The organism is Sorangium sp. So ce367 (assembly GCF_051520455.1).
Classification (GTDB): Bacteria; Myxococcota_A; Polyangia; order Polyangiales; family Polyangiaceae; genus Sorangium; species Sorangium cellulosum_B.
The window spans coordinates 12,288,697-12,306,608 of sequence record NZ_CP150334.1 but is presented as its reverse complement, the minus strand read 5'-3'; the positions used below and the strand labels follow the sequence as shown (position 1 = coordinate 12,306,608).

Sequence of the window (17,912 nt, the reverse complement as noted above, 5' to 3'; positions counted from 1 at the left end):
GGAGGGCAGAAAACCTCCCGGTTGACACAGCCCCCCCCGTGGGTAGAATGCGCGCCCCCATGGTTTCCGCGACTCAGCAAACCCAGCGCATCCGCCGGCGCAAGGCGCGCACGGCGGGTACCCGCCGCAAGCGCTTCGAGCGCGCACACGGCACCCCCGCGTTCCCGATCCACCCGGCGGGTTACGACCAGAACGCGCCGGACGCCCAGCGCGCTGCCACGCCCGCCGAGGCGCAGGCGAAGAAGTAGGAGAGCTTTTCTCATGGCCAATCACGCATCTGCCGACAAGCGCAACCGCCAGCGCATCACGAGGACCGCGCGCAATCGCGCCATCAAGTCGGAGCTCCGCACGACCGTCAAGAAGGCGCGCACCGCGCTGAAGGGCGTCGCGCAAGAGTCCGCTGCGCCGGTGACCGCCGCGGTGAGCGCGCTCGATCGTGCCGCGTCGAAGGGGACGATCCCCGCCAAGCGCGCGTCGCGCGTGAAGAGCCGCCTCGCCCTCGCCCTTCACAAGGCGAGCGTCGCTGCCAAGACCGCCGCGAGCTGAGAACAACCTTCCGCACGTACGCCCCGCTCACCGCAAGGTGAAGCGGGCGTCGTCGTTTTGTCTCCCCGCAACACCGCACCCCCCCGTTGCCGTAGACCCTCGCTGCCACCGTCACGGCCACGGAGCTCGCGTCTCTTCTCCGCCTCTCTTCAATGACGCCAGCGGCGGGCACCCGCACAGGAGACGGGTCCAGCTCGGCGTTTTCGGCGCGGAAGCGTACTCCGGTACGCTGAGCACCGAAAACGCCGAGATGGGCCCGTATCCGCAGCGGGTGCCCGCCCCTTCAATGAGCGTCGGCCCAGGTGGGTCCGTGACCTACGTCGACGACGAGCGGGACGTCGAGCGGGAAGACCGACTCCATGGCCTCCCGCACCTTCGCCTTGGCCTCGTCCACGGCCTCGGCCGGCACCTCGAACGCGAGCTCGTCGTGGACCGTGAGCACCATGCGCGCGCCGGGGACGACGGGGCGCGGGACGCGCACCATCGCGAGCTTCAGGAGATCCGCCGCCGTCCCCTGGATGGGGGTGTTCTGCGCGATGCGCTCCGCCTGAGCGCGGCGCATGCGGTCGCTGCTGCGCAGATCCGGGAGCAAGCGGCGCCGGCCGAGCAGCGTCCGCACCGACTCGGAGCGCTTCGCCTCGGCCATCGTCCCCTCCATGAACTCGTGCACGCCCCGGTAGCGCGCGAAGTAGGCGTCGATGAAGCGCGCCGCCTCCGCCCGCGAGATGTCGAGCCGCTTGGCGAGCGCCGACTCGCCCATGCCGTAGATCACGCCGAAGTTGATCGTCTTGCTCCGGCGGCGCATCTCGGCGGTGACCCCTGCCTGGTCCACGCCGAAGATCTCCATGGCCGTGCGCACGTGCACGTCCTGCCCGGTGCGGAAGGCGTCGACGAGCACCGGGTCCTTCGAGAGGTGCGCTAGGACGCGCAGCTCGATCTGGGAGTAGTCGGCGCTCACGATCACGCTGCCGGGCGGCGCCACGAACGCACGCCGGATCATCCGGCCGAGCTCCGTGCGGATCGGGATGTTCTGCAGGTTCGGGTCCTGCGACGAGAGCCGCCCGGTCGCGGCCACGGCCTGGCCCCAGCGCGTGTGGATCCGGCCCGTGCCCGGGTGCACGAGGCGCGGCAGCGCGTCGACGTACGTGCCCTTGAGCTTGGCGATGGCGCGGTGCTCGAGGACCACCCCGGGGAACGGGTGCTCCTCCGAGAGCGCCTCGAGCACGTCGGCGTCGGTCGAGCGGCCGGTCTTCGTCTTGCGCTGGGAGCGCAGCTTGAGCTCGTCGAACAGGACCGCCTCGAGCTGCTTCGGCGACGCCAGGTTGATGTCGTGCCCCACGATCTCGCGCGCCTTCTCCTCCAGCGCGGCGAGCTCCGTCGTCATCTGCGCGCCGAGCTGCGCGAGCGCCTTCGGATCGACGAGGACACCCGTGAGCTCCATCTCGGCGAGCACGGCGGAGAGGGGCAGCTCGATCTGCACGAGCAGATCCTCGATCTTCTCGGCGCGGAGCCGCGGGCGCAGCCGGTCGGTGAGCGAGAGCGCGACGTCGGCGAACGCGGCCCCGTAGCTCGACGCCTCGCCGAGCTCGATCTCGTCGAGGCCGCGCTGCGCCTGGCCGCGGCGCTTCGGGGCCACCTCGTCGAGGGTCTGCATCTTGGCGCCGAGCTCGCGCTCGGCGAGCTCGTGGAGCTGGTTCTTCCCCTCGGGATCGAGCAGGTAGCTCGCCAGCATCGTGTCGAAGGAGACCCCCACGAGCCCGATGCGGTGCCGCAGGAGGATCACCTCGCAGAACTTGACGTCGTGGCCGACCTTCGGGAGCTCGGGGTCGGCGAGCAGCGGGCCCATCACCGCGTCGATGTCGCTCATCGAGAGCTGGGCCGGCGCGCCGAGGTAGCGGTGGCCCAGCGGGACGTACACGGCTTGCCCCGGCTCGCAGGCGAGCGCGACGCCGCAGACGTGGGCGCTCATCGGCTCGCGGCTCGTCGCGAGCACGTCGAGGGCGAGGCGGCCGACCGCGCGCGCCGACCTGGCGAAGCCCTCGAGCTCCTCGCGCGTCGTCAGGACCCGGTAGGTCGCCGCGCGCGCGGTCGGCTCGGGCGCTCGGACCGCCTTCAGGAAGCGCGAGAAGCCGAGCTCGGTGAAGAGCTCGCGGAGCCTGCCGGTGTCCGCACCGCCGTAGCGCAGCGTCTCGAGGTCGAGCGACACGGGGGCGCCGCCGTCGAGCGTCACGAGCTTCTGCGAGAGGCGCGCGTCGGCCTCGTTCTGCTGGAGCGACTCCCGGATGCGAGGCTTCTTGACCTCGCCGATGCGCTCATAGATCGCCGAGAGCGAGCCGAACTGCGCGAGCAGCTCGGCGGCCGTCTTGAGGCCCACGCCGGGGACGCCGGGGACGTTGTCCGAGGTGTCGCCGACGAGCGCGAGCAGGTCGCGCACCTGCTCCGGCGGCACCCCGAACTTCGCGACGACCTCGGGGTGCCCGTAGACCTTGTCGCGCATCGCGTCCCAGAGCATCACCTGCTCGCCGTCGACGAGCTGCATCAGATCCTTGTCGCTCGACGCGATGACGACGCGCAGCCCCCGCTCCTTGGCGCGCGCGACGGCGACGGCGACGAGATCGTCCGCCTCGAGCCCCTCCTGGATGAAGATCGGGATGCGGTACGCCTCGACGATCTCCCGGCACCGGCTCATCTGCACCCCGAGATCGGGCGGCGGCGGCGGCCGGTGCGCCTTGTAGCGGGGGTCGAGCTCGTCGCGGAACGTCTTGCCCGGCGAGTCCATCGCGACGCCCAGGTACGCGGGCTTCCGCTCCTCCACGAGCTTCGTGAGCATCGCGACGGTGCCGTACGTCGCGTGGGTCGGCTCGCCGCTCGGGCTCGAGAGCGGGCTGATCGCGTGGTAGGCGCGGAAGACGTAGCCCGACAGGTCGACGAGGTAGAGGACGTCCGGAGCTCCGGCCGGGGGAAGCGCGGTAGGGCGCGTGGACATGGACCGACCCTTAGCACCTCGGCGCGCGGCCGTTCACCGAACCACGACGTCGCGCCGTATCGTCACGTCGAGGGTGCGCCCTTCCCGCTCCACGCCGACGGAGACGACCGTCCCCGCCGGGCCGCGGAGGAGCTGGATGCAGTCGGCGAGCGGGAGCTCCGTCGTGGGCCGGCCGTCGATGCGGGCGATGACGTCGCCCGCCAGGAGCCCGGCGGACGCCGCAGGCCCTCCCTCGACGACGCCTGCGATGATCACGCGCCCCGAGGAGAGCGAGAGCATCGCGCCGATGCCCGTGAGCTCCTCGCGCGCGCCGCCGTCGTCCAGCTGGCGGAGCTCGACGTCGACGCGCGTCGACTGCGCGCCGCGCGCGTCGAGGCCGGACACGATCTTGGCCATGTACTGCTGGTGGCGCACGCGCACCGAGAACGGGCCGCTGGCCGGCACCCCTTCGAGCTCGTAGTCGCCGTTCGCGTCGGTGAGCGCGAGCGAGATCGCGTTCGCGCCCGACGAGGTCGCGGAGTCGAGCTCGACCTGGGCCTCGACGACCGGCGCGCGCGACGCGGCGTCGACGACCCTGCCCCTCAGCGTCGCGCCCTGCGCCAGCACGATGCGCACGCGTTCGGCGGCGCGGCCCGCCGCGACATCGACGGGCCGGCTCCGGGCAGGCGGGCGTCCGGCCGAGCTCGCCGTCAGCACGTAGCGGCCGGGGGCGAGCGCGTCCCAACGGAAGGCGCCGCCCGGATCCGACACCTTGCGCGCGCGGCCGTTCACGCCCGCGTGCGCGCCGGACCCGGCCGGCGTGAACGACTCGATCGCCAGGAGGTACGCCTCGACGGGCCTGCCCGATGGATCCACGACCTCGCCCACGATCGCGCCCGCGGCGAGCAGGCGAAGGACGTTGTCGCGGCCCGCGGCGACGCGCGTGGGCTCGGCGTCGCCGTACGGCTGCAGCGCGGCGATGGCGGTACAACCGTCGGCCTCGGGCGGCAGCTCGAAGCGCCCCTCGGCGTCGGCGCTCGCAGAGTTGCCCGGCGGTTCGCGGCAGCTGACCACGGCGCCGGCGCTGGGGTGGCCCTCCGGATCCAGCACGACGCCGCGGACCGGCCCCACGCTCGCGGCCGTGACCTCGCGTGGCGGCGGTGGGGGCGCTGGCGGCGCGGACGGTGCCGGCGGCGCCTCGACCTCGCGCGGCGCCGTGAGCTCCGGCTGCGGTGGAAGGACCAGCGCGGCGGCCGGCTCGCGCCGGACCGGCATCACGGGGCTGGGGCGCGGCAGGAGCAGCCAGACGAGGAGCGGCACGACCAGCAGCGCGACGGAGAGCAGCGCAGCGGAGAGCCAGGCCCTCCGCTGCTCGCCTGCCGTCCGGATGTCCGCCATGCCATCCTCCGCCGCCGGTTCACCGGCCGGCGTCGGCCTCGTCCGCCGAGCCTTCGCCCGCGCCTTGAGGGGCCGCGCTCGAGTTGGCCGGCCCGTCCGGCGACGCGTCGTCCGTGGGGCCGAGCGCGGGGCCCCGCGGCTCGGCGGGCCACGGCGTCTCGCTGGAGGAGCCGCCGCACGCCCCGAGGAGCAGCATGAAAGGTAGGAGCAAGGTGCCGGACCGCATCGCCGGCATCCTAGCTCGTTTTTGCAGGGTGGTCATGACGGCCGGGCACACCGCCCGGCCGTGGAGCGAGCGCGGCAGGCGCCGGCTCAGCGTGTGGACAGGTTCGTCCGGGCGATCCAGAGGCAGGCCGCGGCGTTGACCGCGCACCACACGACGAGGGCCATCCGGCCGAAGGGACCGGCGGCCTCGCCGAGCAGGACGACCGACGTGAGGTAGGCCGCCGTGCCGACGGCGAAGCCCGCGATCGCCGGCCGGAGCCGCTTCACGCCGAAGAAGAGCGCCGTGAGGCCGAGCGGGACGAGCGCGTTGGCGAGCGGCAGCCAGCGGTGGACCGACGCGCCGATCAGGACGTCGAGGTCGGCGATCGGCCGGGCCAGCACGTCGACGGCGAGCTCCACGCGCGGCAGGAGCCATGGCGCGAAGAAGAACAGCCCCGGCCCCGCCGCGAGCGCCGGGAGGAGGAAGCTCGCCCGCCACGGGCTCGTGGCGGTCGCGTCCTTCTTGCGGGCGCGGCGCGCGACCCAGGTCGCGAGCACCAGCAGCGCGAGCAGCCGCACGACGATGTGGCTCTGCGTCACGCGCACGACCGAGCTCGCGGCGTCGAGGATGCCGGCCCCGTAGAGGAGCTTGCCGCCGTCGGAGTCGTCGACGACGCGCGCGCCAGCGCGGAGCGCGTCCTCGACCGCACGCGGGTCGGTCACGCCGAGGCTCACGAGCAGCGCCGCCGCGCCGGCCACGTGGGGCGCGGCCATCGAGGTGCCGCTGTACGCGTAGAAGTTCTGGCACTTGTCGCGCCCGCGGTTGCAGATGGTCTGCTGGGTGACGTTCACCCCGGGCGCGGCGACGTCGACGCCCTGACCGCGCGAGGAGAACCGCGCGATCTTGTCGTTCACGTCGGTGGCGCTCACGCCGATGACGCCATCGGAGGCGCCGGGGAACTGCACGCGCCCGCCGGTGTTGCCGGCCGCCGCGACGACGACCGCGCCGCGCGCGACCGCGTCGTCGATCGCGCTCTGGAGCACCTTGGAGTTGCGGGGCCCGCCGAGGCTCAGGTTGATGACCTGGGCGCCGTGCTCGGCCGCCCACCGGATGCCGTCGGCCACGTCGGCGGTCGTGCCCCAGCCGCTCTCGTTCAGCACCTTGACTGGCATGAGCCGCGCGTGGAACGCGAGCCCCACGGCGCCGAGGCCGTTGTTGGTCGATTGCGCGATCGTCCCGGCGACGTGCGTGCCGTGCCCCTGGTCGTCGTTCGCGTGGTTCGTCTTGGTGACGAAGTTCCATCCCTCCACGCACTCGGTCGAGGCCAGGTCGGTCCCCTTGGTGAAGGGCCCGTGGTCCTCGCACGCGATGCCCGTATCGACAACGGCGACGGTGACGCCGCGGCCGGAGGCGAAGTCCCACGCGCGCTCGGCGCCCACGCGCGCCATGTGCCACTGGTCCTTCATCAGCGGGTCGTTCGCGACGAACGAGGCGCGCACCCAGGCGAGCGGCTCCGCCGCCTCCACGCGCGGATCGCGCGCGAGCCGCTCCAGCGTCGCGCTGACCGGCCCGTCCACCGTGGCGATCTGGATCCTGGTCTGTGACGTGAGCGCCGTCGGCAGCACGCGCAGCGAGAAGTCGCGCACGAGGTCCGCGAGCGAGGCGTCGTCGAGGTCGTCGCGCGCGTCGACGACGATCTGCCCTGGGATGTCGTAGCTGGTCTCGTCGAGCTCGGAGGCCATGCCGTGCAGCGGCTCCCCCGCGGTCGCGACCGGTTCGCTCAGGAGGTCAGGGCCGCGCAGCGACGGGCCGACGTCGACGGGCAGCGCAGGGTTGACGTATCCAGGGAGGCGGGGCTCGAGCATCCCCGGCGAGCGCGCCGCGAGGGCGGCCCCGGCGCCTTGGCTGTCCGTCCCGTCGTCGGCCCTGACCGCGCCCGACACGGCGACCAGCGCGGTCGCAGCGAGCAGCGACGTCGCGAGCGCGCGTCCGGTTCGGAGATTTGCGGTCCCTGGCCAACGCAGAAGGCGAGACGTGTGCATGCGGGTCTCCTCCTCGCCAGGGTAGCGCCGCCGCCCGCGAGCAGCCATCGCTCCAGCATCCTCGCCCCGCGCTCATTGCGTCCGTGCGCCAGCCCCCCTCGCCCCCGTCGCCGTGTCCCGATGGCATCCACCGCCAACCGCAACCCCGGACTTCCTGGAACCACAGACACCGCCCCCTCAATCCCGAGCTCGGCTGCCCAAGCTCCCGATCACCGCTCCCCACGGCAGAGCCGCCGGTGGAGGGTGGGGCCGCGCGGGAGGGCGGCGGGGGTGGGCCCCACAAACCCGAGCGCCGGCCCGCATCGAAGCGAGTCGCCCCCGACCCCACCCCACCCCCCTGTGTGGCAGTAGCCCCCCAAAAGGCGCGAGTTTGTGGGGGGACCCCCGCCGCCCTCCCGCGCGGCCCCACCCTCCACCGGCGGCCCCCGCGTCTGGTCGCGCCCGCCTTCTCGTGGACCGTTCCCCCGCCCGCCGTTCAGTTCACTTCGGCGTGGCCCAGAGTCCCGCCATCCACGCTTCCACGTCGCTCACGGACCTCGGGATATCGCTCGACAGGTTCTGATACCCCGTCTCCGTGACGAGGATATCGTCCTCGATGCGCACCCCGATCCCGCGGTACCTGGCCGGGACGGTCTCGTCATCGAGCTGGAAATAGAGCCCCGGCTCGACCGTGAGCACCATGCCCGCCTTGAGCTTGCCGAACTTGTAGACCTGCTGCCGCGCCTGCGCGCAGTCGTGCACGTCGAGGCCCAGCATGTGGCTCACGTTGTGGAGCGAATACCGCCGGTAGAGCTGCCTGTCTTCCTTGAGCGCCTCCTCGGCGGAGACGTGGAGGATGCCGAGCCGCTCGAGCCCCCGGGCGAGCACCCGCATCGCCGCCCGGTTCGGCTCCATGAAGTCGTTGCCCGGCTTCACCTCGCGGATCGCCGCCTCCTGCGCCTCGAGCACGAGCTCGTAGATCTCGCGCTGCTCTTTGGAGAACTTCCCGTTGATCGGCAGCGTCCGGGTGATGTCGGCCGTGTAGAGCGCGTTGCCCTCGACGCCTGCGTCGACCAGGAGGAGCTTGCCCGGCTCCAGCGCGCCGTCGTTCCTCGTCCAGTGCAGGATGCACGCGTGGTGGCCCGACGCGGCGATGGTCCCGTAGCCGACGTCGTTGCCCTCGACCCGGGCGCGCAGGTTGAAGGTGCCCTCCACCTCTCGCTCGCTCCGAGCGCGGGGGAGCGCGCGGATGACGTCCTCGAAGCCCCGCTTCGTCGACGCGACGACCGCCTCGAGCTCCTGCACCTCGAGGGCGTCCTTGAGGAGGCGCATCTCCGAGAGCGCCTCGCCGAGCTGCTTGTCGCGATCGTGCCGGGCGAGGAGCTTGTCGACGCGCTCGGACATGCCGCGGAGCACGCGGTGGGGGCGCGTCACCGTGCCGACGAGGCCGCTCAGGTACGCGTCCAGCTCGGGGAGCCCGCGGCACTCGTCGACGCCGAAGTGCGCGCGGCTCTGCTCGACGCCGAGGCGGGGGCCGACCCAGAGCTCGCCCTTGGCGCGATCGGTGAAGAACGTCTTGTCGCTGCGCCCGGGGTTCGGCTCGACGAAGAGGATGTCCCGGTGCCCGCCCCCCTCCTGCGGCTGCAGCACGAGCACGCAGTCAGGCTCGAGGTTGCCCGTCAGGTAGAAGAAGTCCGAGCCCGGGCGAAAGCGGTAGTGCGTGTCGTTGGAGCGCACCTTCTCGTGCCCGGTGGGGATGATGAGCGTCTCCGCCGGGAAGAGCTTCGACAGGGCGCGGCGGCGGGCAGCGAACACGTCCGCGTGCGCGATCGCCTGCGGGAGCTCGCCGGACGCCGGCGTCCAGCGCTCCAGCATGAACGCGACAAGCGCCTCCGGCAGCGTCGAGTCGTGGCTCGCGGGCTTGGCCTCCGCGCCGGGAGCCGCAGCCGCGGGCGCCTCGGCCGGGGCGCCGCCGGCGGGCGCGCTGTGGGCAGGATCTGCCTGGAGGGGGGCGGCGCTGGTCTCGGGCGTGTGGCTCATGAGGCTCGAACTATGGGTCGATCTGGTGAGGTCGTTCAAGCCAAAGCGCGCGCCCGTTCACGCTGGGGCGGATCGACCCGTGCGACAAGGCGGCGCGTCACGCGACCGAGACGCCGCCGTCGACCGCGAGGATCTGGCCGGTGATGAAGTCGTTTTCAGCAAGGAACACCACGGCGCGGGCGACGTCTTCCGCCTCGCCGATGCGCTGGAGCGGGATGCGCTCGCGGAGGCGAGCGAGCGTGGCCTCGTCGTAGGAGGACGGCGGCAGCACCGTCCCGGGTGAGACGCCGTTCACGCGCACCTCCGGCGCCAGCCCCACGGCGAGGCCGCGGACCAGGTGCGCGAGCGCGGCCTTCGACACGGAATACGGGATGTAATTTTTCCAGGGGCGCTCGGCGCTCACGCACACCATCGCGACGACGCTGCCACGGCAGGCGCGGAGCGCTGGGGCGAGCTCGAGCGTGAGCAGGTACGGCGCGGTCGCGTTGAGCGCCATGGCGTGATCCCACGCGTCGGCGGAGAGCTCGGCCGGCGGGACCCGATCGAAGTTCGCCGCGTTGTGGACCAGGAGGTCGAGCCGGCCAGACGACCAGTTGAGCACCGCGCGGGCGAGCGCGGCGAGCGCCCCCCGGTCGTGGAGGTCCGCCTGGAACGCGGCGGCGCGGCGGCCGAGGGAGCGCGCCTCGTCGACGACGCCCTCCGCGCCGGCGGCGCTCGTGGCGTAGTGGACGGCCAGGTCGGCGCCTGCGGCCACGAGCGCGCGGGCCGTCGCGGCGCCGAGGCGGGTACCGGCGCCGGTCACGAGGGCGATACGGCCGGTCAGGGGAGCATGGGGCATGGGGAGCTGTGTAGTCGATGCGGGGCCCCGCGCGTCGAGTCGGTGAACGTCGCGACGTCGCGACGTCGCGCGCCGCCGTTTTTTTCGCCCGCGCCGCGCGCCATGGCACGCTGGACCGGCTTTGCCGACGCCTCCGACACGCCGAGCAGCCGCACCGGAACGCTCCCTGGAGCCGCCGCGCCGCCTGCGCGCCCTCGCCGCGGCGCTGCTTTGCGCGGCTGGATGCAGGGAGCGGATCGAGTCCATCGATCTGCCCAGCATCGGCCTGCCTGGCCTCGATCCGCCCGGCGCGAGCGCCCCCGCGGCGCCGGCGAGCGCCGCGCCGCGGGCCCCGAGCGCGCCGCGCGCCGCAGGGACAGCGGGCGCCGCGCCGCGCGCCGCCGCGCCGGCGACCCGACCCGAGTGCGACGAGCTGCCGTCGGAGGAAGAGGAGCGGCGCGCGCAGCTGCCGCCCCTGACGGCGCTCGGGAAGGCCGTGCCCACGGAGCCGTGGGCCCCGCCGCCGTACGAGGTGCTCCCGGGGGTGACGCTCCCGGCGAAGATCGCCGCGAAGGTCGAGCAGATCGACCAGGGCTACGCGCGACGCACGCGCGAGCACCTCGTGATCACGAGCGGGACACGCGACGCGAACCGCCAGGCCAGGGCGATGTTCACGAAGCTCAGGCTCGGCGAGGACCTGCTCCAGCTCTACCGCAACAAGGCGGCGGTCCAGGAGATCAAGAAGGCTTATCAGGCGAACTCCCGCAAGCCGCCGGAGCAGGTGGTAGCCGCCATGGAAGCCGTGATCCAGGACCAGATCGACCGGGGGATCTACGTCTCCGCGCACCTGCGCAAAGGCGCCGTCGACGTGCGCAACAGGACCATGTCGCCCAAGGAAAAGCGCGCGTTCCTCGAGAGCACCGCGGAGGTTGGGGGCGTCCTGGTGCTCGAGGAGACGACGCCCGCGCACTACCACCTGCAGATCGATTGACGGGCGCGCTCCGCTCCATGGCGCCCCGCCGGGCGTCAGGGCATGCGCAGCGGCGCGACCAGGCTCGGCACGCGGCGCAGGCGCATCGAGAGCCCGATGAGCATCGCCCCCTCGGCGATCGCGAACGCTCCGATGAACCAGACGAGCGCCAGCACGCCGGCCGCCGGGAGCGCCACCATGAGGACGCCGAAGATCAAGAAGGCGGCGCCGCTCAGCCCGAGCCAGATCTCGTTGGCGATCACGTGCCGGAGCTTCACCGCGCTGACGATCTTGAAGATGCCCATCACGACGGCCCACGCGGCGACCACGCCGTAGAGCGTGAGCGCGGTGATCATGGGCCGCCAGAACGTCAGCACCGCGATCCCGACGCCGAAGATGCCCTCGACCACGGAATACACGCCGCCGCGGCCGCTGATCGCGGACGCGAACGCGGCGCAGCCGTCGAACAACGCCCACACGCCGAATAGCAGCACGAGCGTGGCGAGCGATGGGATCGGCCACACGAAGAACAAGATCCCGAACAGGATCCCGACCACGCCCCTCAGGGCCAGCAGCCACCAATACCGTCCCAACGATTCCATGCCTCACCCCCTTCTCTGGCATCCACGTCGCTAACATCCGGCGGACGCGCGCGGCCTGAGCGCACGGCGCGTCCGCCGCTCGCGCGCGGAGAGCTGTGCCGCTCATGCCCGCACGGCGTCACACTGCCCGGGCTGGATGCACGTCCCCTGCCCGACCGCGGCGAGCGAGCTGCTCAGCAGCCGCGAGCAGGCGGGCCCATCGAAGGTCGAGCGCTGCTAGGTGTCACGCGCAGGCCTCGCGGCGCGCGAGGCTCACAGGCCGGCGATCGGCCCGCCCGCCGGGTCGCCGTACTCCGACAGCTCGACGCCGAAGTAGTTGATGATGGAGCAATGGAGCGCGCCGGTCGGGGGCTTGCTGGCCTTGATGGCGCGGCCTGTCTGGAACCCCCCGACGTGGCCGGCGAGCATGATGGGCATGTTGGTCCGACCGTGGGAGTCCCCGTCGCCGTTCTCTGATGTGTAGAGCACGAGCGACTCGTCGAGCAGGTTGCCTGTCGCCGTCTGGGCGGCCTTCATCGCGTTGAGCAGGTAGGCGAAGCGGCGCACCTTGAACCGCGAGGTCTGGACGACGCGGGCGTTCGCGATGCGCATCGCCTCCGCCTGCGGCAGCCCGTCGAGATCGGTCGCGCGGTCCCGATCGCCGAGCTTGTGCGAGATGAAGTGGTCGCTCCAGTCCCCCACGCCGTCGGGCAGATCGTACCCGGCGAAGTCGAGGCCCCAGCTGTTCGAGTACTGCAGGACGAGCACCCGCGTCAGGTCGCAGGTGAGGGCGAGGAGCCCGAGATCGATCATCTGCTTGAACTTGCCGTGCAGGTTCTGCCCCTTCGTGGGCGCGCCGGGGACGGTGCAGCCCGACGGCGTCGTCGACTGGATCTGCTTCTCCAGCTCGAACACCGACTCGAGGTGCTGCTCCACGCGCGCCCGGTCCGCCGCGCCGAGGCGCAGGTTCAGGCGCCTCGCGTCCTCTCGCACCCAGTCGAGGACGCTGGCGCGGCGCCGCCGGATGTCGTCCATCTCCTCGCTGGGGTTGCCCAGGTTGCTGAAGAGCGTGTCGAACACCTTCGCCGGATCGCGGAAGGCATCCTCGACCTGACCGCCGTCCCTGAACGAGATGAAGCCCTGCGTGACCGCCGTGTCGCCCGTGGGAGACAGGTTGAGGCTGCGGAACGGGGTCTCGGCCGCGATGTGGTTGGCGAGGTACTGGTCGAGCGTGGCCTTGCGCGGGACGGCCGTCCCGCCGCCGTCGGTGTGGGCGCACAGCGCCATGGCCGGGCTGTGGATGTCGGAGCAGATCGCCTGGTGGTCGACGCCGGACACCATGGTGACGTCGCGCCAGATCGCGTCCCCCGCCGGCCACTCGCGCTCGGCGTCGAAGCCGTTCATGTCCACGAGGCACGGCGGCAGCCCCTCCGCCGAGAGCGGCCCCTCCGTCTTCGGGTGCCACGCCCCGGGATCCGTGCCGTTCGGGACGAAGAACGCCACGAAGCGCTTCGGATCCGCGGGCGCGGCGCTGGCGCGCTGGGGCCGCATCACGTCGAGGAACGGCAGGGCGACCGCGACACCCGCCCCGCGGAGCAGAGCTCTTCTCGAGATCTTCACTGGCGACACTCCTCTTCCGTCGGTCGAACCGTCTGCGAGCACGTCACTCTGGCGCCCTCCTCAGCCGGAACTCCGGCGAGCGCACGATGGCGGTCAGGAAGGAGCGGAACCGGTTGCCGTCCTGCGTGAAGCTCCCGGCGGAGGCGTCGATCGCGCAGCGGTCCTCAGCCGCCGGCTCGCGCCCCTGGGTGTAGATGAACAGCTTCTCCGCGACGCAGGCGGCCAGATCGGGGCTCCGCCGCAGCTCCGCCGCCAGGGCAGCGAGCGAGTCGAACGACTCGTTGGCCGCGCCTTCCAGGCGCGGCTCGAGCCCGAACTCGTCGATACCGATGCTCCCATCGTACTTCCCCAGCTTGTCGTACTGGGCGAAGCCGACGCCGATGGGATCGATGAGCGCATGGCAGCCGGCGCACCCTTCCTGGGTGTTGCGCTTCTCGAGGACCTCGAGATAGGTCAGGCCCGAGAGCTCGCTCTCCAGCTGCTCGAGGAGCCCCGCGGGGATCGAGATCTTCTCGCAGAGGAAGGCCGCCCGGAGCCACTGGCCGCGCACGGCGATGAGATCGCCGTCGTTCTTGGCGCTGATGAGGCTCGCGTGCGTGAGCAGCCCCGTGTTCGCCCGGTGGTGGCCGGCCGGGAACTCCACGCGGCTCACGCCGTCCCCCGGCACCTCGAGGCCGTAGAACTTGCCGAGCGCCGGGGTGACATACGTGTGGTTCGCCGTGAGCGCGTCGAGGAAGTCGATGTCTGGGGTGAACGCGTGCTCGCCGAGGACGAGCTCGCTCTCGGCGATCATGTCCTCGAGCAGCGCAGGCGTGAACGAGGCGTCCGGGTTGACCGGCGCGCGGAGCTGCTCGAAGGTCAGCCACTGCTTGAAGAAGGCGTTGAAGAAGACCTGTGTCCGCTCGTCTTCGACCATCTCCTCCGCGACCGCACGGAGGCCCTCGTCGCTGTCGAGCTCGCCGGACTCCGCCCGCTCGAGCAGCGCTGCGCTCGGGGACCGGCCCCACAGCGTGAACGACAGACGCGACGCGAGCTCCAGCGGCGTCAAGGTCGACGTCTCCGAGCCGGCCGAGCCGACCTCGATCCTGAACAGGAAGCTGGGCGAGGTCAGCAGCGCCTCGATGACGAAGCGGAACGCGTCCTCCCTGTCCCGCGCGACCTCGCTCGCCCGCGCGACCAGATCGCTCACCTCCTCGGCCGAGAGCGGCCTTCGATACGCCAGCTTGCCGAAGCGCTGCACGAAGCGATCGAGGCAATCGTCGGCATCCGGCTCGCAGCCGAGCACCGCTGTCCGGCGCGCCTCGTCCGCCATGAGCTCCTGCCCGAGCGTCTCCGCGATCGCCAGGTAGGCGCGAAGGTGCTGATCCGACACGTTCTGGAGGGCGGCGATCGTCCGGAAGCCGCCCTGGCCGGTGTCCTCCGGGATGCTGTCCACGGCGGGCGGCTCGTCGAGCTGGAACAGGTCCTGAAGGGTCAGCTGGACCTCGACCCTGGACAGACGGCGCAGCACGCCGGGGCTCGTTCGGGCCTCTCTGCAGTCGTACGCGGCCGGCTTCCCGGTGGTCGGATCGATGGGCCTGTCGTCGTTGGAGCTGCCCGAGCTGCCCGGGCTCCCATCGCCGAGCTGCCCGGTGCAGGCAGCCGCCGTCAGGCCGGCGAGCCCCATCGCGAACATGCCCGCCGCGATGGAACGGCGGAGGAACGGTACCGATCGATCGGTGTCGGGCGGCGCTGTCTTGATCATGGAGTGACCAACCGTTCGGGTGGAATTCACCTGGCCCATGCCGAGGCGTGTCCCGGCGATGAGCCGCGACATGGCTAAGGAGAATATTTGAAGCAGAGCGGTACGTGCGCCCCGGCGTCACCTCGGGGCTCGTTCTACATTCCCGACGATCGCTCTTCTGATCCAGGCTTACCCTACTTCCGCCGGCCGACCAACCCCTTCGTCGGTCGCCTGGAGGCGCTCCTGCAGAGGCATGCAGGGCGGAAGATGCATTCCCTCGAATTTTCCGGAGAAATTGAACAGGGAGACGGGGAGGCGGGGAGAAAAAAAATCCCACCGATCTCCCTCCCCGTCTCCTCGTCTCCCTGTTCAATTTTCCGCCCCCAAATGCCAATCCATGAGGCATGAGGGGAATTGTCAGATGAAGAGGACCGATCTGCTCCAGCGCGCCCAAATTCGCTCTCTGGCCGTTAGGCCCGACACCGATGCTCGCAGCGCTCTCGGAGTCTCCATGAGATCGGGTGGGGTGGTCATCTCTGACAACTGCGCCGCCGGCCGCCTGCGCGAGCCGGGTGACGGCGCGGACTGCCGCGCTCGATCGCGCGATGATGCGAACCAGCTCTTGCGAGTCCTGGAAATCCCGTTCTTCGATCCTGTCCACCCTTGATTTCCACCGGAGCGGCGCTGTACCTCGGCGTTCTCGTGTAGGCTCCGGCGCGGGCGCAGACGCGGGAGCAGAGGAGCAGGGCGTTGAGGATCACATGCGTGGGCGGCGGGCCGGCGGGCCTCTATTTCGCCCTCCTGGCGAAGCAGGCAGACCCCCGGCGCGAGGTCGTCGTGGTGGAGCGGAATCGGCCCGATGACACCTTCGGCTTCGGGGTCGTGTTCTCGGACGCGACGCTCGACGGCCTCGCCGACGCGGATCGCCCCAGCTACGACGCGATCCGGAGCAGCCTCGCCCACTGGGACGAGCTCCACGCGCACTTCGGCGGGCGCGTCCTCGTCTCGAGGGGGCACGGCTTCAGCGGCCTCTCGCGCCGGAAGCTGCTCGCGATCCTGGGGGACCGGGCGCGGGAGCTCGGCGTCGTCCTGCGCTTCGAGGAGGAGGTGACGGACCCGGCAGAGGCCGTCGCCGAGAGCGATCTGGTCGTCGCGGCCGACGGGGTGAACAGCCAGATCCGCGAGCGGTTCGCCGACCGGTTCGGGCCGCGCATCGACGTCCGCCCGAACCGGTTCGTGTGGCTCGGCACGACGTTCCCGTTCGACGCCTTCACCTTCTACTTCGAGGAGAACCGCCACGGCCTCTTCCGGGTCCACGCGTACCGCTACGAGCCGGAGCGCTCGACCTTCATCGTGGAGTGCCGGGAAGAGACCTTCCGGCGCGCGGGCCTCGATCGCGCCGGCGAGGACGAGACGATCGCGTACTTCGAGGAGCTCTTCGCCGAAAAGCTCCAGGGACACCGGCTGCTGAAGAACCGGAGCGTCTGGCGGAGCTTCCCCACGGTGCACAACGAGCGCTGGAGCGCGGGCAACGTCGTGCTGCTCGGGGACGCCGCGCACACGGCGCACTTCTCGATCGGCTCGGGGACGAAGCTCGCGCTCGAGGACGCCATCGCGCTCGTCGACAGCCTCCAGCGGCACCGGGGCGTGCCCGAGGCGCTCGCCGCCTACGAGGCGGAGCGCAAGCCCAAGGTGCTCGCGCTCCAGCGGGCCGCGCAGGTGAGCCTGCTGTGGTTCGAGAACACCGAGCGCTACATGGCGCTCGACCCGGTGGAGTTCATGTTCAGCCTGCTGACGCGGAGCCTGCGGGTGACGCACGAGGGCCTGAAGGCGCGCGACCCGGCGTTCGTGCGCGAGATCGACGCGCACGTGGCGCGCAAGGCGGAAGCGCAGGCGGGGGCGCGCCTCCTCGCCGGGGATGCGACGCCGCCGCCGCCGATGTTCACGCCGTTCCGGCTGCGATCGCTCGTGCTGGAGAACCGGGTCGTTGTGTCGCCCATGTGCCAGTACTCGGCCGAGGACGGGCAGATCGACGACTGGCACCTCGTCCACCTCGGCAGCCGGGCGCTCGGAGGCGCAGGGCTCGTCATCACGGAGATGACCGACGTCAGCGCGGAAGCGCGCATCACGCCGGGCTGCGCGGGGCTCTATCGCATCGACCACGTCGAGGGGTGGCGGCGCGTCGTCGATTTCGTCCACGCGCGCTCCCGGGCCAAGATCGGCGTCCAGCTGGCCCACGCCGGGCGCAAGGGCGCGACGAAGCTGCTCTGGGAGGGCATGGATGTGCCGCTCGAGCGCGGCGCCTGGCCGCTGCTCAGCGCCTCCGCCATCCCGTACCTGGCGGAGAGCCAGGTCCCGAAGGCGATGGATCGCGGGGACATGGACCAGGTGACCTCGGACTTCGTGCAGGCTGCGAGGCGGGCGGACGAGGCCGGGTTCGACCTGATCGAGCTGCACTGCGCGCACGGCTACCTGCTCGCGAGCTTCATCTCGCCGCTCACGAACAGGCGCGACGACGCGTACGGCGGTCCTATCGAGAACCGGATGCGCTACCCGCTGGAGGTGTTCGACGCGGTGCGGGCCGCGTGGCCGGCGGAGAAGCCCATGAGCGTGCGCATCTCCGCCACCGACTGGGCGCCTGGCGGGCTCACGACGGACGATCTGATCGCGCTCTCGACGATGCTGCGAGAGCACGGCGCCGACATCATCCACGTCTCGGCAGGACAGACGGACCCGTCCAGCAAACCGGAGCACGGCAGGCTGTTCCAGACGCCGCTCTCGGAGCTCGTGCGGCTGGAAGCCAGCGTGCCGACGATCACGGTGGGCAACATCCAGAGCTACGCGGACGTGAACAGCATCGTCGCGGCCGGGAGAGCCGACCTGTGCGCGCTCGCGCGGGCGCACCTCTACGACCCGTACTGGACCCGGCACGCCGCCGCGGAGCAGGGCTTCGACATCGACTGGCCACCTCAGTACAGGTCGGTCGAGAGATACACGCTCCGCATGCGGTGACCCTGCGCGGGGCG

Annotated in this window: 13 protein-coding genes; 4 read left to right on the top strand and 9 right to left on the bottom strand. The window is 71.7% G+C overall.

The window, feature by feature from the left end; genetic code table 11:
* Nucleotides 1–59: 59 nt before the first annotated feature.
* The gene (locus WME97_RS46625; RefSeq protein ID WP_437547547.1) at nt 60–248 is read left to right on the top strand and encodes a hypothetical protein; all 189 of its coding nucleotides are present in this window, start codon (nt 60–62) and stop codon (nt 246–248) included.
* A gap of 13 nt (nt 249–261) precedes the next feature.
* The gene (rpsT, locus tag WME97_RS46620) at nt 262–546 is read left to right on the top strand and encodes a 30S ribosomal protein S20 (RefSeq protein ID WP_437547546.1); all 285 of its coding nucleotides are present in this window, start codon (nt 262–264) and stop codon (nt 544–546) included.
* A gap of 283 nt (nt 547–829) precedes the next feature.
* On the opposite strand, the gene polA is transcribed toward rpsT, so the two are convergent.
* The 6 genes from polA to WME97_RS46590 all read right to left on the bottom strand — a co-directional run bounded on the left by polA (nt 830) and on the right by WME97_RS46590 (nt 10,013).
* Nucleotides 830–3,532 carry a DNA polymerase I gene (gene polA / locus WME97_RS46615; protein ID WP_437547545.1) on the bottom strand — a complete coding sequence of 901 codons (2,703 nt, stop codon included), beginning with the start codon at nt 3,530–3,532 and terminating at the stop codon, nt 830–832.
* Nucleotides 3,533–3,565: 33 nt separating this feature from the next.
* Entirely contained in the window at nt 3,566–4,909 is a 1,344-nt protein-coding gene (locus WME97_RS46610) for a carboxypeptidase regulatory-like domain-containing protein (RefSeq protein ID WP_437547544.1), read from the bottom strand.
* Nucleotides 4,910–4,928: 19 nt separating this feature from the next.
* On the bottom strand, nt 4,929–5,135 hold the full coding sequence (locus WME97_RS46605; protein WP_437547543.1) for a hypothetical protein: 207 nt from the start codon (nt 5,133–5,135) through the stop codon (nt 4,929–4,931).
* 86 nt (nt 5,136–5,221) lie between these two features.
* Nucleotides 5,222–7,156: a S8 family serine peptidase gene (locus tag WME97_RS46600; protein WP_437547542.1), complete on the bottom strand. Its 1,935-nt coding sequence runs from the start codon at nt 7,154–7,156 to the stop codon at nt 5,222–5,224.
* A gap of 480 nt (nt 7,157–7,636) precedes the next feature.
* Nucleotides 7,637–9,175 (bottom strand): aminopeptidase P family protein, encoded by a 1,539-nt coding sequence (locus tag WME97_RS46595; protein ID WP_437547541.1) that lies wholly within the window; start codon nt 9,173–9,175, stop codon nt 7,637–7,639.
* A gap of 97 nt (nt 9,176–9,272) precedes the next feature.
* A complete protein-coding gene (locus WME97_RS46590; protein ID WP_437547540.1) occupies nt 9,273–10,013 on the bottom strand; it encodes an SDR family oxidoreductase in 741 nt (246 codons plus the stop codon).
* A gap of 121 nt (nt 10,014–10,134) precedes the next feature.
* On the opposite strand from WME97_RS46590, the gene WME97_RS46585 reads away from it, so the two are divergent.
* Nucleotides 10,135–10,983, top strand: a complete 849-nt coding sequence (locus tag WME97_RS46585; protein ID WP_437547539.1) for a hypothetical protein — start codon at nt 10,135–10,137, stop codon at nt 10,981–10,983.
* Nucleotides 10,984–11,018: 35 nt separating this feature from the next.
* Here WME97_RS46585 and WME97_RS46580 read toward each other — a convergent pair whose 3' ends face one another.
* From WME97_RS46580 to WME97_RS46570, 3 genes are all read right to left on the bottom strand, one after another.
* Nucleotides 11,019–11,564: an HdeD family acid-resistance protein gene (locus tag WME97_RS46580; protein ID WP_437547538.1), complete on the bottom strand. Its 546-nt coding sequence runs from the start codon at nt 11,562–11,564 to the stop codon at nt 11,019–11,021.
* A 252-nt stretch (nt 11,565–11,816) separates the two neighbouring features.
* Nucleotides 11,817–13,163 carry a DUF1552 domain-containing protein gene (locus tag WME97_RS46575; RefSeq protein ID WP_437547537.1) on the bottom strand — a complete coding sequence of 449 codons (1,347 nt, stop codon included), beginning with the start codon at nt 13,161–13,163 and terminating at the stop codon, nt 11,817–11,819.
* Between the two features lie 43 nt (nt 13,164–13,206).
* Entirely contained in the window at nt 13,207–14,907 is a 1,701-nt protein-coding gene (locus WME97_RS46570) for a DUF1592 domain-containing protein (protein WP_437547536.1), read from the bottom strand.
* Nucleotides 14,908–15,636: 729 nt separating this feature from the next.
* Between WME97_RS46570 and WME97_RS46565 the strand changes: the two genes are divergently transcribed.
* The gene (locus tag WME97_RS46565) at nt 15,637–17,898 is read left to right on the top strand and encodes a bifunctional salicylyl-CoA 5-hydroxylase/oxidoreductase (protein WP_437547535.1); all 2,262 of its coding nucleotides are present in this window, start codon (nt 15,637–15,639) and stop codon (nt 17,896–17,898) included.
* Nucleotides 17,899–17,912 lie beyond the last annotated feature (14 nt).